Source organism: Pseudomonas sp. S06B 330, assembly GCF_002845275.2.
Classification (GTDB): domain Bacteria; phylum Pseudomonadota; class Gammaproteobacteria; order Pseudomonadales; family Pseudomonadaceae; genus Aquipseudomonas.
The window spans coordinates 3902833-3922744 of record NZ_CP088149.1 but is presented as its reverse complement, the minus strand read 5'-3'; the positions used below and the strand labels follow the sequence as shown (position 1 = coordinate 3922744).

Genomic DNA, 19912 nt, shown 5'->3' with positions numbered 1-19912 from the left:
CGACCGACCAAGAGCGTGATTTTTATTCATATAAATATGCTATTTAATAATTTATTGATCTATGTGGGTTGAGGCAATATGCAGACATTGCTTGCCTCTCCCCTAAAGGAGGCGTTTTCTTTACAAGGCAAGGATCACCAGAGAGTCTGTAGCCCAATGAACGATCTTCCGTTGTACTTCGACTATGCCGCCACGACACCTGTCGACGAGCGAGTCATTCAGGTGATGGTCGAGTGCCTTGGCGCCTCGGGTAATTTTGGCAATCCGGCGTCCGGCTCACATCGCTATGGCCAGCAGGCGCGGCTGGCAGTGGAGCAGGCCCGTGCCCAGGTTGCCGCACTTGTCGGTGCCGATGCTGAGCAAATCGTCTGGACCTCGGGAGCGACCGAGTCCAATAACCTTGCGCTCAAGGGGGTTGCTCATGGGCGGCAGGGTGGCCACATTGTTACCAGCCAGATTGAACACAAAGCGGTGTTGGATACAGTTCTGCAATTGGAGCAGGCAGGTGTTGTCGTGACACGCCTGGCCCCTGACGCCCACGGTCGGATCAGCCCGCAAACGGTACGGAATGCGTTACGCGATGACACCTTTCTGGTCTCGGTGATGCTGGTGAACAATGAGCTGGGTACCGTCAATGATGTCGCTGCGATAGGTAAAGCTGTTCGCCAGCATGGCGCAGTCATGCATGTCGATGCTGCTCAGGGCGCCGGTAAGCTCATTATCGACTTGCAGCAATGGCCTGTTGATTTGATGTCATTCTCGGCCCACAAAGTCTATGGCCCCAAGGGCATTGGTGCCTTGTACGTTGGTGAGCGCGCCCGGCCGCTGCTTCAGGCGCAGATCCATGGAGGTGGGCACGAAGGCGGCTTGCGTTCGGGCACGCTGGCCACTCACCAGATTGTCGGTATGGGGGCCGCCTTTGCCTTGGCGGGGGTGCTGCACAGTGAAGAGCTGTTGCGTATTGGTCAATTGCGCGGGCGTTTGCTTGAGCAGCTTGCCGAGGTTCCTGGGTTGGTGATCAATGGCGGGCGTGGCCCGCATATCGAGCATACGTTGAGCCTGACCTTCAACGGCGAGAGCCCCAACCTTGAGCGCCTTTCCGAGCACCTGGCGTTCTCGTCGACCTCGGCCTGTAACTCATCGAGCAGTCAGCCTTCACACGTATTGCTGGCACTGGGCCTTACGCCACAGGCCGCGCGCCAGACCTTGCGCCTGAGTCTCGGTCGCTATACCCAGGCGCAGGATATCGACCAGGCCGTCAGGGCAATCAAAGCCTCGTTACAGTCACAACCCTTCTGGGCGGTTGCCGGAGGCTGAAGCCTGTTCCATTATCTGCGCCAATAACAATGGATGCCGTGGTAGCAGGAGTCAGCATGAACACTCAGTTTTCAACGCAGGGAGCGGTGAACGCCCGTCTGGCAGCTGTTCGCCAGGTGATGAATCGGGAAGGGGTCAATGCCTTGCTGGTGCCGTCGGCCGACCCGCATCTATCTGAATACTTGCCTGGTTACTGGCAGGGGCGGCAATGGCTGTCTGGCTTCCAGGGTTCGGTCGGCACGCTGATTGTGACAGCCGATTTCGCGGGCCTGTGGGCTGATAGCCGTTATTGGGAGCAGGCTGAAAAAGAACTCGCTGGTAGCAGCATTGAACTGATGAAGCTACAGCCTGGCAAGCCAGGCCCACTGGAGTGGCTGGCTGAACAGACGCCTGAAGGGGCGGTGGTGGCGGTCGATGGCGCGGTCATTGCCCAGGCTTCGGCGCGTCAGCTGGAGGAGCGGCTGCAAACCCGTAATGCACGTTTGCTGACTACCAAGGACCTGCTTGCTGAAGTTTGGGTGGACCGACCGGCGTTGCCGGACAATCCGGTGTACCCACATCTGCCGCCCGAAGCGACGGTGACTCGCCCCGAAAAACTTGCCCAGTTGCGCCAGGTATTGCGAGAACGTCGCGCTGATTGGCACTTCATTGCCACCCTTGACGATATCGCCTGGTTATTCAATTTGCGTGGTAGCGATGTTTCCTACAATCCGGTATTTGTCGCCTTTGCGCTGATCAGCCAGGATCAGGCAATTCTCTTTGTTGCGCCGAGCAAGTTGGATGCGCCGTTGCGCCAGGTGCTTGCGGCTGATGGTGTTGAGGTGCGCGACTATACGGCGATCCAGGCGGCCCTGGCAGAGGTGCCGGCAAGCTGCAGTCTGCTGATTGATCCGGCGCGGGTCACCCGCGGGTTGATCGCCCATTTGCCTGCTGAAGTACGCCTGGTCGAAGGTCTCAATCCTACGACGCTGGCCAAATCGCAGAAAAGCCCGCAGGACCTGGCTCACATCCGTAGCGCCATGGAGCAGGATGGTGCGGCGTTGTGTGAGTTTTTCGCTTGGCTGGAATCCGCGTTGGGGCAGGAAACCGTCACTGAGTTGACCATCGACGAGCAGCTCAGCGCCGCACGTGCCCGCCGTCCGGGTTTCGTTTCGTTGAGCTTTTCGACCATTGCCGCGTTCAACGCCAATGGTGCCATGCCGCACTACCGCGCCACCGAAGCGTCGCATGCGCGTATCGAGGGCGATGGCCTGTTGTTGATTGACTCGGGTGGGCAGTACCTGGGAGGGACTACCGACATCACTCGGATGATCCCAGTGGGTGCGCCTAGCCTTGCGCAGAAGCAGGATTGTACCCGGGTGCTGAAGGGGGTCATTGCCCTGTCACGTGCGCGTTTCCCGCGGGGCATTCTTTCGCCATTACTCGATGCTATCGCTCGGGCGCCCATTTGGGCTGATCAGGTTGATTACGGACATGGCACCGGGCACGGGGTGGGTTATTTCATGAATGTGCATGAAGGTCCGCAGGTCATTGCCTACCAGGCAAACGCTGCGCCGCAGACGGCGATGCAGGCAGGGATGATCACCTCCATTGAGCCGGGTACTTATCGGCCAGGGCAGTGGGGCGTACGTATCGAAAACCTGGTGTTCAATCGAGAAGCAGGGCGCAGTGAGTTTGGCGACTTCCTCGAATTTGAAACCCTGACCTTGTGCCCAATCGATACGCGGTGCTTGCTGCCAGAGTTGTTGAGCGAGGAGGAGCGCAGCTGGCTCAATGGCTACCACCAGCAGGTGTGTGAGCGGCTAGCGCCGCTGCTTGATGGCGAGGCGCTGCAATGGCTGCAGAAACGCACCGCAGCGATTTGACCCTGAGGGTGCAGGCCTAGGCACAAAGGGCAGCTGACTGGCTGCCCTTTGTGTTGAATGCTTTTATTTGCAGATCACGATCATGCTGCGGCTGGTGTATCCCGCTGGATTCAGACCGAAAAGGTAGTCACCAGGCTCTGCGTCGTCGTCGCCAGAGCGGGCGATCACCTTGTAGCCTTTTGCGCCGCACGCTGTGGTCGCTTTGCTATCGCACTTGTCCCAAGATGACGAGAGACCAGAGCAGTTGATGTGCAGCCCTCGCTTGCCATGCTTGACTTGAGTTTTTGCAGTCGCCGCGCACCCGGCAATGGCCAACATGGCCAGGATGAGCAAAATACTTTTCATTCCCGTCCTTAATACGTGCCGGATCTCTCGCCCGGGTCGGTGTCTGTTACGTCTTCGTAATGCTCCGTTGCGTCCCTGTCTTGTCAATTAGATAGCGTTAAGATTGACGTTTAGTGACAGCTTAAAGATCGTCGCTGCGCGGCACAATGACCAGTTTAGTTTTAAATGCAAATATTTCTCAAATCAGTCGGCAGCAACCAGCGCTGGGCTTTCCTTGCGCATTGACAGTGTCGCACCGACCGACGCGGTAATGATTGCACCGATGGCCAGCCATTGCGTCACACTCAATACTTCACCGAGAAACAGCAGGCCCGAGAGTGCGCCGAAGGCAGGCTCGATGCTCATTAGTGTGCCGAAGGTCCTTGCTGGCATGCGTGTGAGTGCGACCATTTCCAGGCTATAGGGGAGGGCGGTGGAAAGAATCGCCACGCCCAGGGCGATTGGCAGGATCGCTGGCGTCAGCAAAGCGCTACCTGCGTGAGCAATGCCAATAGGGGCGACGAAGAGGGCGGCTATCATCACCCCTAGGGCAGCCGTTTGAATGCCGTTCTCGGCACCTGCCTTTTGCCCGTAAAGAATGTACAGCGCCCAGCACACGCCAGCACCGAGTGCATAGCTGGCGCCGACCAGGTCAATACCGCCCCCGGTTTGGCCAATGGGGATCAGCAATAGCAATCCGACAACGGCGAGGGCAATCCAGAGGAAATCTACGGCTCGCCGTGAAGCATACAGTGCTACTGCGAGAGGGCCGGTGAACTCCAGGGCGACAGCAATACCCAATGGCACGGTGCGCAACGACATATAGAAGAGGAAATTCATCCCGCCCAAGGCCATGCCATAGATGATGACCGTGCGTAGTGTGTTGGCACTTAGGCGCGCGCGCCATGGACGCAGGAGTAACAGCATGATCACGCTGGCAAAGATCAGGCGCAGAGTGGTGGTGCCTTGTGCGCCAATCACAGGGAACATGCTCTTGGCCAGCGAGGCGCCGGACTGTATCGAGGCCATGGCAATCAACAGCAGGCCGATGGGGAACAACGTGGCGGCCAGGCTGCGGGGTTGGACGTTCATTGTTGAAGGTTGTTCCTTATATATAGATAGGCGCGCAAGGTCGATGGTGGAGGCTTATGATGCGCAAAGCGTAAAGATTGAGCAATATAGTGCTCATTTTTCTTTCATATAGCCTTTTTTAAATTAAAGCTTGACGCTCGATTCAAACACTCTATAATTCGCCCCACTTCCGGCGTAGTCGGAGCGGAAAACTCCTTGAAATTCAACGAGTTAGATGTTCCAGGTAGTGCCGGAGGGGCTTCGATCGAAAGATCGGCAGCGGTGAAAAAGGTGGTTGACAGCGGATTGAAACGCTGTAGAATTCGCCTCCCGCTGACGAGAGATCGCAGCGAGTTAAGCGGTTGAAGTTGAAAGAGAAATTCTGAGAAACTTCAAAATAAACGCTTGACAGGCTCTGAGGAAAGCGTAGAATGCGCGCCTCGGTTGAAGCGAAAGACTTCAACCACCGCTCTTTAACAATCGAATCAAGCAATTCGTGTGGGTGCTTGTGACTCAGACTGATAGTCAGAAAGATTATCAGCATCACAAGTGACTGCACGAGAAGTCGAAAGACTTCGAATTAGTCATTTGAGATTGCTGAGCCAAGTTTAGGGTTTTCTCAAAACCCAAGCAGTATTGAACTGAAGAGTTTGATCATGGCTCAGATTGAACGCTGGCGGCAGGCCTAACACATGCAAGTCGAGCGGATGACGGGAGCTTGCTCCTTGATTCAGCGGCGGACGGGTGAGTAATACCTAGGAATCTGCCTGGTAGTGGGGGACAACGTTTCGAAAGGAACGCTAATACCGCATACGTCCTACGGGAGAAAGCAGGGGACCTTCGGGCCTTGCGCTATCAGATGAGCCTAGGTCGGATTAGCTAGTTGGTGAGGTAATGGCTCACCAAGGCTACGATCCGTAACTGGTCTGAGAGGATGATCAGTCACACTGGAACTGAGACACGGTCCAGACTCCTACGGGAGGCAGCAGTGGGGAATATTGGACAATGGGCGAAAGCCTGATCCAGCCATGCCGCGTGTGTGAAGAAGGTCTTCGGATTGTAAAGCACTTTAAGTTGGGAGGAAGGGCATTAACCTAATACGTTAGTGTTTTGACGTTACCGACAGAATAAGCACCGGCTAACTCTGTGCCAGCAGCCGCGGTAATACAGAGGGTGCAAGCGTTAATCGGAATTACTGGGCGTAAAGCGCGCGTAGGTGGTTCGTTAAGTTGGATGTGAAATCCCCGGGCTCAACCTGGGAACTGCATCCAAAACTGGCGAGCTAGAGTAGGGCAGAGGGTGGTGGAATTTCCTGTGTAGCGGTGAAATGCGTAGATATAGGAAGGAACACCAGTGGCGAAGGCGACCACCTGGGCTCATACTGACACTGAGGTGCGAAAGCGTGGGGAGCAAACAGGATTAGATACCCTGGTAGTCCACGCCGTAAACGATGTCAACTAGCCGTTGGAATCCTTGAGATTTTAGTGGCGCAGCTAACGCATTAAGTTGACCGCCTGGGGAGTACGGCCGCAAGGTTAAAACTCAAATGAATTGACGGGGGCCCGCACAAGCGGTGGAGCATGTGGTTTAATTCGAAGCAACGCGAAGAACCTTACCAGGCCTTGACATCCAATGAACTTTCCAGAGATGGATTGGTGCCTTCGGGAACATTGAGACAGGTGCTGCATGGCTGTCGTCAGCTCGTGTCGTGAGATGTTGGGTTAAGTCCCGTAACGAGCGCAACCCTTGTCCTTAGTTACCAGCACGTTATGGTGGGCACTCTAAGGAGACTGCCGGTGACAAACCGGAGGAAGGTGGGGATGACGTCAAGTCATCATGGCCCTTACGGCCTGGGCTACACACGTGCTACAATGGTCGGTACAGAGGGTTGCCAAGCCGCGAGGTGGAGCTAATCTCACAAAACCGATCGTAGTCCGGATCGCAGTCTGCAACTCGACTGCGTGAAGTCGGAATCGCTAGTAATCGCGAATCAGAATGTCGCGGTGAATACGTTCCCGGGCCTTGTACACACCGCCCGTCACACCATGGGAGTGGGTTGCACCAGAAGTAGCTAGTCTAACCTTCGGGAGGACGGTTACCACGGTGTGATTCATGACTGGGGTGAAGTCGTAACAAGGTAGCCGTAGGGGAACCTGCGGCTGGATCACCTCCTTAATCGACGACATCAGCTGTTTCATAAGCTCCCACACGAATTGCTTGATTCATTGAAGAAGACGATATCGGTAACAGCTCTTAACTGGGTCTGTAGCTCAGTTGGTTAGAGCGCACCCCTGATAAGGGTGAGGTCGGCAGTTCGAATCTGCCCAGACCCACCAGTTTCTTGTTGGGGCCATAGCTCAGCTGGGAGAGCGCCTGCCTTGCACGCAGGAGGTCAGCGGTTCGATCCCGCTTGGCTCCACCACCCCCTTGTTACCATGTCAAAGCTTAGAAATGAATATTCGCATCGAATATTGATTTCTGAACTTTTTCAGAATCGTTCTTTAAAAATTTGGGTATGTGATAGAAAGATAGACTGGACAGCACTTTCACTGGTGTTTGTTCAGGCTAAGGTAAAATTTGTGAGTTTTCATGAATTTTCGGCGAATGTCGTCTTCACAGTATAACCAGATTGCTTGGGGTTATATGGTCAAGTGAAGAAGCGCATACGGTGGATGCCTTGGCAGTCAGAGGCGATGAAAGACGTGGTAGCCTGCGATAAGCTTCGGGGAGTCGGCAAACAGACTTTGATCCGGAGATCTCTGAATGGGGGAACCCACTCAGCATAAGCTGAGTATCTTGTACTGAATACATAGGTGCAAGAGGCGAACCAGGGGAACTGAAACATCTAAGTACCCTGAGGAAAAGAAATCAACCGAGATTCCCTTAGTAGTGGCGAGCGAACGGGGACTAGCCCTTAAGTGGCTTTGAGATTAGCGGAACGCTCTGGAAAGTGCGGCCATAGTGGGTGATAGCCCTGTACGCGAAAATCTCTTAGTCATGAAATCGAGTAGGACGGAGCACGAGAAACTTTGTCTGAATATGGGGGGACCATCCTCCAAGGCTAAATACTACTGACTGACCGATAGTGAACCAGTACCGTGAGGGAAAGGCGAAAAGAACCCCGGAGAGGGGAGTGAAATAGATCCTGAAACCGTATGCGTACAAGCAGTGGGAGCCTACTTTGTTAGGTGACTGCGTACCTTTTGTATAATGGGTCAGCGACTTATATTCAGTGGCGAGCTTAACCGAATAGGGGAGGCGTAGCGAAAGCGAGTCTTAATAGGGCGTTTAGTCGCTGGGTATAGACCCGAAACCGGGCGATCTATCCATGGGCAGGTTGAAGGTTAGGTAACACTGACTGGAGGACCGAACCGACTACCGTTGAAAAGTTAGCGGATGACCTGTGGATCGGAGTGAAAGGCTAATCAAGCTCGGAGATAGCTGGTTCTCCTCGAAAGCTATTTAGGTAGCGCCTCATGTATCACTGTAGGGGGTAGAGCACTGTTTCGGCTAGGGGGTCATCCCGACTTACCAAACCGATGCAAACTCCGAATACCTACAAGTGCCGAGCATGGGAGACACACGGCGGGTGCTAACGTCCGTCGTGAAAAGGGAAACAACCCAGACCGTCAGCTAAGGTCCCAAAGTCATGGTTAAGTGGGAAACGATGTGGGAAGGCTTAGACAGCTAGGAGGTTGGCTTAGAAGCAGCCACCCTTTAAAGAAAGCGTAATAGCTCACTAGTCGAGTCGGCCTGCGCGGAAGATGTAACGGGGCTCAAACCATGCACCGAAGCTACGGGTATCACTTAGGTGATGCGGTAGAGGAGCGTTCTGTAAGCCTGTGAAGGTGAGTTGAGAAGCTTGCTGGAGGTATCAGAAGTGCGAATGCTGACATGAGTAACGACAATGGGAGTGAAAAACTCCCACGCCGAAAGACCAAGGTTTCCTGCGCAACGTTAATCGACGCAGGGTTAGTCGGTCCCTAAGGCGAGGCTGAAAAGCGTAGTCGATGGAAAACAGGTTAATATTCCTGTACTTCTAGTTATTGCGATGGAGGGACGGAGAAGGCTAGGCCAGCTTGGCGTTGGTTGTCCAAGTTTAAGGTGGTAGGCTGAGATCTTAGGTAAATCCGGGATCTTAAGGCCGAGAGCTGATGACGAGTTGCCTTTAGGCGACGAAGTGGTTGATGCCATGCTTCCAAGAAAAGCTTCTAAGCTTCAGATAACTAGGAACCGTACCCCAAACCGACACAGGTGGTTGGGTAGAGAATACCAAGGCGCTTGAGAGAACTCGGGTGAAGGAACTAGGCAAAATGGCACCGTAACTTCGGGAGAAGGTGCGCCGGTGAGGGTGAAGGACTTGCTCCGTAAGCTCATGCCGGTCGAAGATACCAGGCCGCTGCGACTGTTTATTAAAAACACAGCACTCTGCAAACACGAAAGTGGACGTATAGGGTGTGACGCCTGCCCGGTGCCGGAAGGTTAATTGATGGGGTTAGCTAACGCGAAGCTCTTGATCGAAGCCCCGGTAAACGGCGGCCGTAACTATAACGGTCCTAAGGTAGCGAAATTCCTTGTCGGGTAAGTTCCGACCTGCACGAATGGCGTAACGATGGCGGCGCTGTCTCCACCCGAGACTCAGTGAAATTGAAATCGCTGTGAAGATGCAGTGTATCCGCGGCTAGACGGAAAGACCCCGTGAACCTTTACTATAGCTTTGCACTGGACTTTGAATTTGCTTGTGTAGGATAGGTGGGAGGCTTTGAAGCGTGGACGCCAGTTCGCGTGGAGCCATCCTTGAAATACCACCCTGGCAACTTTGAGGTTCTAACTCAGGTCCGTTATCCGGATCGAGGACAGTGTATGGTGGGTAGTTTGACTGGGGCGGTCTCCTCCTAAAGAGTAACGGAGGAGTACGAAGGTGCGCTCAGACCGGTCGGAAATCGGTCGTAGAGTATAAAGGCAAAAGCGCGCTTGACTGCGAGACAGACACGTCGAGCAGGTACGAAAGTAGGTCTTAGTGATCCGGTGGTTCTGTATGGAAGGGCCATCGCTCAACGGATAAAAGGTACTCCGGGGATAACAGGCTGATACCGCCCAAGAGTTCATATCGACGGCGGTGTTTGGCACCTCGATGTCGGCTCATCACATCCTGGGGCTGAAGCCGGTCCCAAGGGTATGGCTGTTCGCCATTTAAAGTGGTACGCGAGCTGGGTTTAGAACGTCGTGAGACAGTTCGGTCCCTATCTGCCGTGGACGTTTGAGATTTGAGAGGGGCTGCTCCTAGTACGAGAGGACCGGAGTGGACGAACCTCTGGTGTTCCGGTTGTCACGCCAGTGGCATTGCCGGGTAGCTATGTTCGGAAGAGATAACCGCTGAAAGCATCTAAGCGGGAAACTTGCCTCAAGATGAGATCTCACTGGAGCCTTGAGCTCCCTGAAGGGCCGTCGAAGACTACGACGTTGATAGGTTGGGTGTGTAAGCGCTGTGAGGCGTTGAGCTAACCAATACTAATTGCCCGTGAGGCTTGACCATATAACACCCAAGCAATCTGCAACGCAGATTGTGGTGGTGAAGACGAAATGAACCGAAAGTTCGTAAACCACAAACTGTCACATACCCAATTCGCTGGAGTGTCTAACAAGACCTTCTGGCAACAGAATTTCTTGACGACCATAGAGCATTGGAACCACCTGATCCCATCCCGAACTCAGCAGTGAAACGATGCATCGCCGATGGTAGTGTGGGGTTTCCCCATGTGAGAGTAGGTCATCGTCAAGATTAAATTCCGAAACCCCTATCTGCGTATGCAGGTAGGGGTTTTGTCTTTTCCGGCGCTGGCCCTGGCCGTTGCCTGGGAGCCGGCCTTGCCGGCGATACCGCCACTGCGCAATCGCTGACACCCCAGCGGTATCCTCGCCGCCAAGAGCGGATCCCACAGTCCTGCCCGCACCAATCAGCGGGCAAAAAAACCACCCCGTAGGGTGGTTTCATCACATCCAATACCGAATCAGTCGCCGTAATACTCACAACCACTGGTGCAAGTCTCATGAATGCGCACCTTGGACAGCTCAGGCAGCAACGGCTTGACCTGCTCCCAGATCCATTTGGCGATCACTTCACTGGTAGGGTTTTCCAGACCAGGGATATCGTTCAGGTAGTTGTGGTCCAGCTGCTCGTACAGAGGCTTGAAGATCGCCTTGATCTCCGAGAAATCGCGAATCCAGCCGGTATGCGGGTCCAGCGGGCCGGTCAGGTGCAGGGCAACCTTGAACGAATGGCCGTGCAGGCGGCCGCACTTGTGTCCTTCAGGAACGTGCGGCAGGCGGTGTGCCGACTCGAAGGTGAACTCTTTGAAAATTTCCACGATGTCTCAACTCTGAAAGCCAATGCTAGTGAGCAGTTTACCAGCATGGTCGTTACAGCGGTTGCAGTTGCGAGTGCAGCTCGCCGGTTTCTATCAGCTCCAGCAATTCATCGCCCAAGCGCTGGCTTTCGGCCATTGCTTTGTGCCAATAGCGCTGACGGCTACCCGGATCACCCATGAAGCGTTTGAAGTCGCTGCGATCTGGTAGCTTGCCGTAAGGCAGGTTGGCAAGGTACTGGGCTGACGGTGCCAGCAGCAGGACATTGCGCAAGCGTCGGGTGTCGCCGCGCCGCCAGGGCAGGGCCTTATCGAACCAGCCCGGGATGACCTTGTCGGTGAAGTGCGGGTAAAGCACGAGGTCGTCGCCTTGATACGGCAAGTCCAGGTGATAGTCGAGCAAGCCGCCATCACGGTAGGTCCCCACGCCAACTCCCGGAATATCGCGCACCCCTTCCATGATCAGTGGAATGGACCCCGAAGCAAGCAGAGCATGACGTAGGTTGCCCACATCCAGTGGCAAGCAGCGCGAGGGGAAGTCGGTCAGCGGCTGCAACGGTGGATTGCTGCGGGCATCATGGAGAATGATGCGTTCGAAATGACGAGCGAGGCGCGGGCGACCGATCAGGTTGTCGGCGATCACTGAAGACAGGCCCATGCCCAAGCGTGCGCGATGATCATCGGCGAGTAATCCGTGGCTTTTGACCACCATGATATTCAGTCGATAGTCAGGGCTTTGCAGAATATGTGCATCGCGCCCTTGCAACAGTTCATCGAGCATACGCTGGCAACTGCGGCTGACTTCGGCTTGAGTCACGCCTTTGGCAAAGTCTTGTTCGGTGTAAAGCTGCCCAAGGCGCTGCAGCGCCTGAGCCGGGTTGGGCAAGCAGGCACTGGCAAAACGCCAAGAGCCGATCGATGCACCTATCAGCGCGCGTTCGCGCGGTGCACTGGGCAACCAGTGACCAAACAACGCCAAGTCCAAACCCTGGATACCAAGGGCCTTGGGCCCACCCGCAGCGCCCGGCAACACCCCCACATCAGCGGCCTGCAAACCGCGTTCACGAATGCGTTGCAAGGCACCGCTGCCGGCCTTGAGGGTCAGGGCCGGGTACTTGATATGGATTGCGCTCATACGGGCCTCGCTGTCTGGAGGCGGCAATTATAAAGAACAGTGGTCCAGTTGTGGGGCAGGGGTGCGCTATCATGTCGCCAGTTGTTTTCAGCTTCAATTAAGTTCGATTAGTTAATCTAGGCCCCGTAGAAACATTATTGATCTCAACGGAGAGACACCATGAAAACTTTGACTGCCCTGTTCGCCACTGCCGCCCTTGCCCTGAGCGCCAACGTTGCCATGGCCAAGGATGTACAGCCTGATGAAATCGTGAAACTGGTCCAGGCCAAGACCATCATGTCCCTGGACGACCTCAAAGCCAAAGCGGTCGCCAAGCACCCAGGTGCTACCGTCACTGATTCCGACCTGGACGACGAGTACGGCCGCTACATTTACAAGGTCGAGATGCGTGACGCTCAGAACGTCGAGTGGGATGTAGACCTGGATGCCAAGACCGGTGAAATCCTCAAGGACGCTCGGGATAACTAATGACCGTACGATTGCGAACAGCACAGACGGTTCTCATTGCGCTGTTGGCCCTCTGTTCGCTGGCATCGGCCCGCGACCTGGATCAGGATGAAGCCCTGAAGCTACGGCAACAGGGCGTTATCCTGCCGCTGGAGCAACTGCTCGAAGACGCCCTGGGTCGCTATCCCGGGGCGACGTTGCTGGAGGCGGAACTGGAAGAGAAGCACGACCGCTATGAATATGAAGTCGAGCTGTTGACCCCTGCCGGGGTGGTGCGCGAAATCAAACTCGATGCATCCAATGGAGCGCTGCTCAAAGACGAGGAAGATGATTGATGCGCCTGTTACTGGTCGAAGACAACGTCCCGCTGGCTGACGAATTGACTCAAGGCTTGCAGCGTCAGGGCTATGCAGTCGACTGGCTGGCCGATGGTCGCGATGCTGTCTACCAAGGCAGTAGTGAGCCCTATGACCTGATCATCCTCGACCTGGGCTTGCCCGGGTTGCCGGGACTGGAAGTGCTAACCCAATGGCGAGCGTCGGGTTTGGCCACGCCGGTGCTGATTCTGACCGCTCGCAGCTCCTGGGCCGAACGCATCGAAGGCTTGAAGGCCGGCGCTGACGATTACCTGAGCAAACCCTTCCACCCGGAAGAGTTGATGCTGCGCGTGCAGTCGCTACTGCGCCGTGCTCGCGGCCTGGCCAATCAGTCAACGCTGGAGGCGGCCGGCCTGCAGTTGGATGAAGGGCGTCAATGCGTAACTCGCGACGGAGAAGAAATCCAGCTCACTGCCGCGGAGTTTCGTCTGTTGCGCTATTTCATGCTGCATCCGCAGCAGATCTTGTCCAAGAGCCACTTGGCCGAACATCTTTATGATGGCGAGACTGAGCGTGATTCCAACGTCTTGGAAGTTCATGTCAATCACCTGCGTCGCAAGCTCGGACGCAGCGTCATCGAGACTCGCCGCGGCCAGGGTTACCGCTATGCCGGGAGTGCCGAGTGAAGTCGATCCAGGCACGCTTGAGTCTTGGCTTGATTGCGGTACTGGTGCTGGTTGGACTGGCCCTGGCGCAATTAAGCTTGTGGTTGTTCGAGGTGGGGTTGCAACGCTACCTCGAGACTGGGTTACGTAAGGAAAGCGAAAACCTGCTGATCGCCTTGGTGCGTGGGCAGTCCGGTCTTGAGCTGGATGAGCGGCGTATTTCGTCGGCCTACCAGCGACCGTTCTCCGGTTACTACTTTCGCATCGATTTCGACGGCGGTACCTGGCGCTCCCGTTCGCTCTGGGACCTGGAGATGCCCGCACCGGCTACCAGTGGTTTGCATACCGATCTGGAATTGGGCCCTGAAAATCAACAATTGCTGTTGTTGCGCAGTGATTACCGGCGCTTCGGCCAGGCCATTTCCATCAGCGTTGCCCAGGACTACACCCCGGTGCGCGAGCAGTTCCGGCGCATGCAACAGATCGGCCTGGGCCTGGGTCTGGTCGCCCTGATCCTGGTACTGGTGCTGCAACGCATCACCGTTACCCGTTCGTTGCGCCCGCTTGAGCGCGTGCGTGGACAGATCGCCCAACTGCAGCAGGGCAAGCGCTCGCAGCTCGACACCCAGGTGCCAAGCGAGCTCGAACCTCTGGTTGCACAGATCAACCACTTGTTGGCTCACACCGAAGATAGCCTGCGCCGCTCGCGCAATGCCTTGGGCAACCTTGGACATGCGCTGAAGACGCCGTTGGCGGTACTGCTGAGCCTGGCGTCCAGCGAACAACTGAAGAACGCGCCGCAGGTCCGTGTACAGTTGCGTGAGCAACTGCAACAGATCCAGCAGCGTCTGAGTCGTGAGCTCAACCGTGCCCGGCTGGCTGGTGATGCCTTGCCCGGCGCGCAATTCGATTGTGATGCCGAGCTGCCTGGGTTGCTTTCGACCCTCGGCATGATCCATGGCGAGGGCTTGGCACTCAGCCAGCGTGTGCCACCCGGTCTGTTGTTGCCCTGGGATCGTGAAGATCTGCTCGAGCTGCTCGGCAACCTGCTTGATAACGCCTGCAAATGGGCTGACAGCGAAGTGCTGTTGACTATTGAGGAGCAGCCCGAACGCTATCAACTGATTATCGATGACGATGGGCCGGGAATTCCTGAATCTGATCGCCAGCAAGTGCTCGAACGCGGTACCCGGCTGGATGAGCAGGTTGATGGGCATGGCCTGGGATTGGGCATTGTGCGGGACATCGTCGACGTTTGGGGCGGGCAGATGACACTGCAAGACAGCCCTCTCGGCGGGTTGCGGGTCAGTATCGAGCTGCCGCGCAGGGGTTAACACTGCCCACGAAAATTGGCCATTACGATCTCTTTTTGGCCAACCACACACTGTGATCCGCCACAACCCTCAGCAAGAATCAGAAGGCCAAACTCGGGGGAATAATCCATGGTCACACTGAAACGTATGCTTGCTGTCGGCGCTGGGGTACTGACGCTGCTGGCCAGCGCCGTGCATGCTGAAGTACGAGAGTTGAGGGTGTACAACTGGGCAGACTACATTCTGCCCTCGGTGCCCAAGGACTTTGCCGCACAATCGGGCATCAAAGTGACGTGGGACACCTTCGACACCAACGAATCCCTGGAGGCCAAGTTGCTGACCGGCAACTCTGGCTACGACCTGGTGGTGCCTTCTAACCAGTTTCTTGATACCCAGATCAAGGCGGGGGTCTTTCAGAAGCTGGACAAAAGCAAGTTGCCCAACTGGCGTCATCAGGACCCGGCGCTGCTCAAGCTGCTGGAGAGTAATGATCCGGGTAACCAGTATGGCGTGCCTTACATGTATGGCACGGTGTTGATCGGCTTCAACCCGGCCAAGGTCAAGGCTGCGTTGGGTGATCAGGCACCTGTGGACAGCTGGGACCTGGTGTTTAAGCCGGAAAATATGAAAAAGCTCAAGTCTTGCGGTGTGGCCATGCTCGACTCGCCTTCGGAAATCCTGCCACTGGCCTTGCACTACCTTGGCCTGGATCCCAACAGCCAGAACCCTGCTGACTACGAAAAGGCCAAGGCCTTGATGCTCAAGGTGCGCCCTTACGTTACCTACTTCAACTCGGCCAAATACATGACCGACATCGCCAACGGTGATATCTGTGTCGCCATTGGTTACTCCGGCAGTTTTTATCAGTTCGGCAACCGCGCCAAGGAGGCGGGTAATGGCGTAGTTGTCGACTGGCGCTTACCTAAAGAGGGGGCGCCGATCTGGTTTGACACCTTTGCGATTCCCAAGAGTGCGAAGAATGTCGCCGAGGCCCATGAATTCCTCAACAACCTCATGGACCCGAAAGTCATTGCGCCGATCAGTGATTTTCTCGGCTACCCCAATGCCAACAAAGATTCGATAACGCTGATCAACCCGGAAATCACCGGTAACCCGAACCTGACCCCGACACAGGATGCCCTGGCAAAGCTGTACGTGGTTCAGCCCTTGCCACAGAAGCTGGAGCGAGTGCGTACCCGGGTCTGGACCAGCATCAAGTCGGATAAGTAAGGCTGCCGTGCCGGGGGGCTGCGGCGCAGCCCCAACCGTCACGCCAAGGTCAGGCTGAGCATCAGCGGTAGCGTCAGTGCGGCCAGCACGGTCTGTAAGGCAATGATGTTGGCCATCAGGGGGGCATTGCCGCCCATTTGCCGGGCCATGACATACGAAGACGAAGCGGTAGGCAGTGCCTGAAACAATATGGCGACAATGGCCGCCTGGCCGCTGAGTCCGAGTACACGACACACGCCATAAGTCGTCAGTGGCAGCACGACAAACTTGAATATCGACGCCGCGAACAGCGGACGAGGCCCCAGCCCTTGGGCGCTGCTGCCCAGCGCCGCGCCGACGCACAGCAGGCCCAGTGGCAGTGCAGCCTGCCCCAAGGCCTTGATGGTTGGTTCGAGACCTGCTGGCAGCCCTATGCCGGTCAGGCGCAGTGCAATACCGGCAGCACAGCCGACAATCAGTGGGTTGCTAGCAATCGCCTTGAGTACCTTGCCAGGCGAACTGCGTGTACCGCTGTAACGCGCAAAGACCATGACACACAGTACATTCACTGTGGGGACGATGGCGGCATTGGCCACGGCAGCCAAGGCGATGCCCCCTGAGCCATAGATGCCGGCTGCCAAGGTTGCGCCAATGTAGTTGTTAAAGCGCACGCCGCCCTGAAACACCGAGGTGAAGCTGGCGCCGTCTGCCGCTACCGCACCCTTGCACAGCACCAGTAAGGTGGCGCCAATCAGCGTCGAAAGTAGCAGCACCGCCACCATGTCGAACACCGGCAGGCCGCTCAGGTCGGCGGTGGCAAGGCCGTGCATGAACAGTGCGGGTAATAACACGAAATAACTCAGGCGCTCCGCCGCCGGCCAGAAATGTTCGCCAAGAAAGCCGTTGCCCCGCAACCAGCAGCCCAACGCAATCAGCAAGGCAATCGGGACAATGGTGGTGAGGATCAGGTTCAGCATCAGGCGTTTTCCGTCTCAGTCTGCTCCCAACCGGGAGTCGACATCAGGCTAGCCTGTAGCATTGAAAGAAAAAAACGTTGAATTCTCAACCGACTGTTGAGGAAAACTTTATGGTTCGCTCAGCGCTGTCTTCAACGCGGCGGTCAGGTGCCGACGACGACTGCTGGCATGCTCAAGCAGGCCGACGTGACGCACGCGCTGCGGTTCGCCAAAGGGCAGTAAGGTCACCGCGGGCAGGCGCTGCAGATCTTCATCGGCCAGCGGTACGATGGCTACGCCCAAGCCCATTGAGGCCATATGGGTCAGCGCCTGCTGGCTGTCCAGTTCCATTTCTTCGCTCACCGGTAACTGCAACTTGCGTAGTTCCTGCTCGATGATGCGCCCAGCCCAGGCGCGCTTGTCAAAGCGTAGAAATGGCTGAGTGGCCAGCAGTTCCCTGAGGCTTGCGCCCGTAAATGCCGGGCCGGCAATGGCCCAGAAGCGGTTGCGGTACAGCGGGGTAAAGTCCAGGTTGGGCGGGTAGGGGGGGACGGGTTCGGTGGTAATGGCGGCATCCAGTTCACCGTCTTCGACGCGCCGGGCAAGCTCCGCCGACATCCCTGAGAGCACACTGATATGCAGGTGCGGATGCTCGGCCTTGATCCGCACCAGCGCCGCAGGCAGGCGTCCGGCCAGAGCCGTCTGGATTGCACCGATCTTCAGGCGTCCATGCAATCCCGGACCACTGACCAGGGCGTCGGCCATTTCATCATAGGCGGCAAGGATACCTTCGGCCCGTTCAACGGCCAGGTGCCCGGCCTCGGTCAGGCTGACCTGGCGTCGGCTACGGTCAAACAGGCAGACCTGCAGCTCTTCCTCCAGGCTACGGATATGCAGGCTGACCGCCGAGGGTGTCAGGCTCAGGATATCGGCCGCACGAGCAAAGGTGCCGTGGCGAGCGATAGTAACCAGGGTGCGCAGGGCTTTGAGCGACAAACGCGGGCTCCGAGGAGGGTGGCTGAGCATTTATCATGGCGTTGATCAACGCTGATTGAAAGCGCCTGCTTTCGGTTTTCCATAGGCCTGGGTGATTCGGTCAATCACCATGGCCAACGCCACAATGGCCAAGCCTGCTTCAACGCCCTTGCCGACATTCAACGTCTGAATCCCGGCCAGCACATCTTCGCCCAAGCCCCGTGCACCAATCATTGAGGCGACCACTACCATCGACAAGGCCATCATCACCGACTGGTTGAGCCCGGCCATGATGCTCGGCATGGCAAGCGGAAGCATGACCCGGCGCAGGCGTTGCCAGCGCCCGGCCCCCAACCCTTGGGCGGCCTGGGTCAGCGACGGATCGATTTGCGACAAGCCCAGCTCGGTCAGGCGAATCAGCGGCGGCAGCGCGTAGATCAGGGTGGCGAAAATCGCCGGAACCTTGCCCAGTCCAAACAACATCAGCACTGGAATCAGGTAGACGAAGCTAGGCAGGGTTTGCATGACGTCGAGGACCGGCATCATCCAACGGCGTGCTCGCGGGTGGCTGGCCAGCAATACGCCGACAGGTACCCCGATGAGGATGCACAGGCCAGTGCTCACTAGCACCAGGGCGCAGGTTTGCAGGAGCTTGTCCCACAGGCCGATGACTCCAATCAGAAACAGCAGGCCCGTGAGCACCAGCGCCCGGATGATGCTACGGCTGGCATGCCAGGTAAGTAGCGCAACCACCACCAGCAATAACCACCAAGGCGTTGCCCGCAGCAGATTTTCCAAGCCGACCAGCAGGTGTAGCAGGCTTTGCGAAACGCTGCGCAATTGATCCCCGTAGGCCAGTACCAGCCAGTCGACAAAGCGATTGACGCTATCGGCGAAAGAGAAATGCAGCGCTTGCGGAAAACCTTCACTCACAGGCCAGCCTCAACATTGCTGGCGACAGTGGCCGGTAGCCAGGCTTTCCAGATGTCCGGGTGCTCACGCATGAAGGTCAGTGCTGCGTCTTTGGGCGATTGGCGCTTTTCGTTCATGTGCGCCAGAGACGTGTTCAAGGTATCGATAGGCAGATCGACCTTGGCGAAGAACTCGACCAGTTCTGGGTAGTCCTGGCGAAACGGGGCTGAGATGCCGATGGACAGTTTTGCTGGCAGTGAGCGAGTGCCTTTAGGGGTGGGGTTGTTGGCATCGGTCAGTGTCTGCCAGGCCGCCTCATTGAACGCGGGTTCTTCCAGGCGTACCAGCGTAAAGCGTCCCATCAGCGGTGTCGGCGACCAGTAGTAGAACAGGACCGGTTTGCCGCGCTGGATGGCCGAGGTGATTTCCGCATCCAGTGCGGCGCCGGAGCCAGTACGAAAGTTCACGTACAGGTCGTCCAGGCCGTACGCCTTGAGCTTTTGGCTGTTGACGGTTTCCGAGGTCCAGCCACTGGGGCTGTTGAGAAAGCGGCCTTTATCGGGTGATTCCGGGTCGCTGAACACCTTGGCATAGTGTTTGAGGTCATCCACCGATCGCAGCTGCGGCGCCTGGGCCTGGATGCCACGCGCAGCATCACCCTTGATCACATACTCCGGCACATACCAACCTTCATCGGCATTTTTCACCGTGTCGCCAATGGCGAACACTCGGCCGGCCTGTTCGGCCTTGACCCAGGCTGGGCTGCGACCTGCCCATTCTTCGGCAATCACCTGGATGTCGTTGCGCGCCAGGGCTACTTCCATACTGACAGTGCTGCCGGGGAGGGTGTCGGTGGAGTAGCCGTAACCTTTCTCAACGATTAGGCGCAGGATTTCCGTGGTCAGGCTGCCGCTTTCCCACGTGATGTCGCCGAAAAGGATAGGGCTGCGGTTATCGGTGGCAAGGCCTTGGGTAACCAGGCTCAACGTCAGCAGAGCGCTGCTGAGTAGGGTGATGAGTCGGTTCATGGTGCCTCGCTCT

General features: G+C 56.6%; 15 protein-coding genes, 2 tRNA genes and 3 rRNA genes. 12 read left to right on the top strand and 8 right to left on the bottom strand.

Features of this window, described 5'->3' with window-relative positions; all coding sequences use genetic code 11:
* Positions 1-156: 156 nt before the first annotated feature.
* Together CX511_RS17470 and CX511_RS17465 are read left to right on the top strand one after the other, a co-directional pair.
* A complete protein-coding gene (locus tag CX511_RS17470) occupies positions 157-1317 on the top strand; it encodes a cysteine desulfurase family protein (RefSeq protein WP_101293118.1) in 1161 nt (386 codons plus the stop codon).
* Positions 1318-1373: 56 nt separating this feature from the next.
* Positions 1374-3182, top strand: coding sequence for an aminopeptidase P family protein (locus CX511_RS17465; protein WP_101293117.1), 1809 nt, complete (start codon positions 1374-1376; stop codon positions 3180-3182).
* Between the two features lie 63 nt (positions 3183-3245).
* Here the strand turns inward: CX511_RS17465 and CX511_RS17460 are convergent, their stop codons facing one another.
* Both CX511_RS17460 and rhtA read right to left on the bottom strand, forming a co-directional pair.
* Positions 3246-3527: a hypothetical protein gene (locus tag CX511_RS17460; protein WP_045188594.1), complete on the bottom strand. Its 282-nt coding sequence runs from the start codon at positions 3525-3527 to the stop codon at positions 3246-3248.
* Between the two features lie 183 nt (positions 3528-3710).
* Complete coding sequence (rhtA, locus tag CX511_RS17455) at positions 3711-4598, bottom strand: threonine/homoserine exporter RhtA (RefSeq protein WP_045188593.1); 888 nt, start codon at positions 4596-4598, stop codon at positions 3711-3713.
* Positions 4599-5215: 617 nt separating this feature from the next.
* Between rhtA and CX511_RS17450 the strand changes: the two genes are divergently transcribed.
* The 5 genes from CX511_RS17450 to rrf all read left to right on the top strand — a co-directional run bounded on the left by CX511_RS17450 (position 5216) and on the right by rrf (position 10359).
* Positions 5216-6752, top strand: a 16S ribosomal RNA gene (locus CX511_RS17450).
* 84 nt (positions 6753-6836) lie between these two features.
* Positions 6837-6913, top strand: a tRNA-Ile gene (locus tag CX511_RS17445).
* Positions 6914-6923: 10 nt separating this feature from the next.
* Positions 6924-6999: transfer RNA gene (locus tag CX511_RS17440), tRNA-Ala, on the top strand.
* A gap of 223 nt (positions 7000-7222) precedes the next feature.
* Positions 7223-10113, top strand: a 23S ribosomal RNA gene (locus CX511_RS17435).
* A gap of 130 nt (positions 10114-10243) precedes the next feature.
* Positions 10244-10359: ribosomal RNA gene (gene rrf, locus CX511_RS17430) — 5S ribosomal RNA — on the top strand.
* Together the 16S, 23S and 5S rRNA genes with 2 tRNA genes alongside form the textbook arrangement of a ribosomal RNA operon.
* A gap of 229 nt (positions 10360-10588) precedes the next feature.
* On the opposite strand, the gene queD is transcribed toward rrf, so the two are convergent.
* Positions 10589-10945 carry a 6-carboxytetrahydropterin synthase QueD gene (gene queD / locus CX511_RS17425; RefSeq protein WP_082071411.1) on the bottom strand — a complete coding sequence of 119 codons (357 nt, stop codon included), beginning with the start codon at positions 10943-10945 and terminating at the stop codon, positions 10589-10591.
* Positions 10946-10997: 52 nt separating this feature from the next.
* Positions 10998-12077, bottom strand: a complete 1080-nt coding sequence (locus CX511_RS17420; protein ID WP_101292937.1) for a patatin-like phospholipase domain-containing protein — start codon at positions 12075-12077, stop codon at positions 10998-11000.
* Positions 12078-12236: 159 nt separating this feature from the next.
* Here CX511_RS17420 and CX511_RS17415 point away from each other — a divergent pair, with 159 nt between their 5' ends.
* The 5 genes from CX511_RS17415 (at position 12237) to CX511_RS17395 (ending at position 16049) form a co-directional block, all read left to right on the top strand.
* Entirely contained in the window at positions 12237-12545 is a 309-nt protein-coding gene (locus tag CX511_RS17415) for a PepSY domain-containing protein (RefSeq protein ID WP_045188546.1), read from the top strand.
* A complete protein-coding gene (locus tag CX511_RS17410; protein WP_101292938.1) occupies positions 12545-12859 on the top strand; it encodes a PepSY domain-containing protein in 315 nt (104 codons plus the stop codon). Before CX511_RS17415 ends, CX511_RS17410 begins: the two co-directional genes overlap by 1 nt.
* The gene (locus CX511_RS17405; protein ID WP_101292939.1) at positions 12859-13527 is read left to right on the top strand and encodes a response regulator transcription factor; all 669 of its coding nucleotides are present in this window, start codon (positions 12859-12861) and stop codon (positions 13525-13527) included. Before CX511_RS17410 ends, CX511_RS17405 begins: the two co-directional genes overlap by 1 nt.
* Positions 13524-14840 carry a sensor histidine kinase gene (locus CX511_RS17400; RefSeq protein ID WP_045188540.1) on the top strand — a complete coding sequence of 439 codons (1317 nt, stop codon included), beginning with the start codon at positions 13524-13526 and terminating at the stop codon, positions 14838-14840. The genes CX511_RS17405 and CX511_RS17400 overlap by 4 nt, the downstream gene beginning before the upstream one ends.
* 108 nt (positions 14841-14948) lie before the next feature.
* Positions 14949-16049 (top strand): polyamine ABC transporter substrate-binding protein, encoded by a 1101-nt coding sequence (locus CX511_RS17395; protein ID WP_101292940.1) that lies wholly within the window; start codon positions 14949-14951, stop codon positions 16047-16049.
* 38 nt (positions 16050-16087) lie between these two features.
* Here CX511_RS17395 and CX511_RS17390 read toward each other — a convergent pair whose 3' ends face one another.
* From CX511_RS17390 to CX511_RS17375, 4 genes are all read right to left on the bottom strand, one after another.
* Complete coding sequence (locus CX511_RS17390; protein ID WP_045188535.1) at positions 16088-17005, bottom strand: AEC family transporter; 918 nt, start codon at positions 17003-17005, stop codon at positions 16088-16090.
* A gap of 108 nt (positions 17006-17113) precedes the next feature.
* Positions 17114-17980: a LysR family transcriptional regulator gene (locus CX511_RS17385; RefSeq protein WP_045188533.1), complete on the bottom strand. Its 867-nt coding sequence runs from the start codon at positions 17978-17980 to the stop codon at positions 17114-17116.
* 45 nt (positions 17981-18025) lie between these two features.
* Entirely contained in the window at positions 18026-18892 is an 867-nt protein-coding gene (locus CX511_RS17380; protein ID WP_045188531.1) for an ABC transporter permease, read from the bottom strand.
* Positions 18889-19899: an ABC transporter substrate-binding protein gene (locus CX511_RS17375; protein ID WP_045188529.1), complete on the bottom strand. Its 1011-nt coding sequence runs from the start codon at positions 19897-19899 to the stop codon at positions 18889-18891. The genes CX511_RS17380 and CX511_RS17375 overlap by 4 nt, the downstream gene beginning before the upstream one ends.
* Positions 19900-19912 lie beyond the last annotated feature (13 nt).

Bases quoted from the DNA above. Each gene is read 5' to 3' on its own strand.
- rhtA (WP_045188593.1), bottom strand. From the start codon at position 4,598: ATGAACGTCCAACCCCGCAGCCTGGCCGCCACGTTGTTCCCCATCGGC.
- CX511_RS17395 (WP_101292940.1), top strand. From the start codon at position 14,949: ATGGTCACACTGAAACGTATGCTTGCTGTCGGCGCTGGGGTACTGACG.
- CX511_RS17470 (WP_101293118.1), top strand. From the start codon at position 157: ATGAACGATCTTCCGTTGTACTTCGACTATGCCGCCACGACACCTGTC.
- CX511_RS17460 (WP_045188594.1), bottom strand. From the start codon at position 3,527: ATGAAAAGTATTTTGCTCATCCTGGCCATGTTGGCCATTGCCGGGTGC.
- CX511_RS17405 (WP_101292939.1), top strand. From the start codon at position 12,859: ATGCGCCTGTTACTGGTCGAAGACAACGTCCCGCTGGCTGACGAATTG.
- CX511_RS17415 (WP_045188546.1), top strand. From the start codon at position 12,237: ATGAAAACTTTGACTGCCCTGTTCGCCACTGCCGCCCTTGCCCTGAGC.
- CX511_RS17465 (WP_101293117.1), top strand. From the start codon at position 1,374: ATGAACACTCAGTTTTCAACGCAGGGAGCGGTGAACGCCCGTCTGGCA.
- CX511_RS17375 (WP_045188529.1), bottom strand. From the start codon at position 19,899: ATGAACCGACTCATCACCCTACTCAGCAGCGCTCTGCTGACGTTGAGC.
- CX511_RS17420 (WP_101292937.1), bottom strand. From the start codon at position 12,077: ATGAGCGCAATCCATATCAAGTACCCGGCCCTGACCCTCAAGGCCGGC.
- CX511_RS17390 (WP_045188535.1), bottom strand. From the start codon at position 17,005: ATGCTGAACCTGATCCTCACCACCATTGTCCCGATTGCCTTGCTGATT.
- CX511_RS17410 (WP_101292938.1), top strand. From the start codon at position 12,545: ATGACCGTACGATTGCGAACAGCACAGACGGTTCTCATTGCGCTGTTG.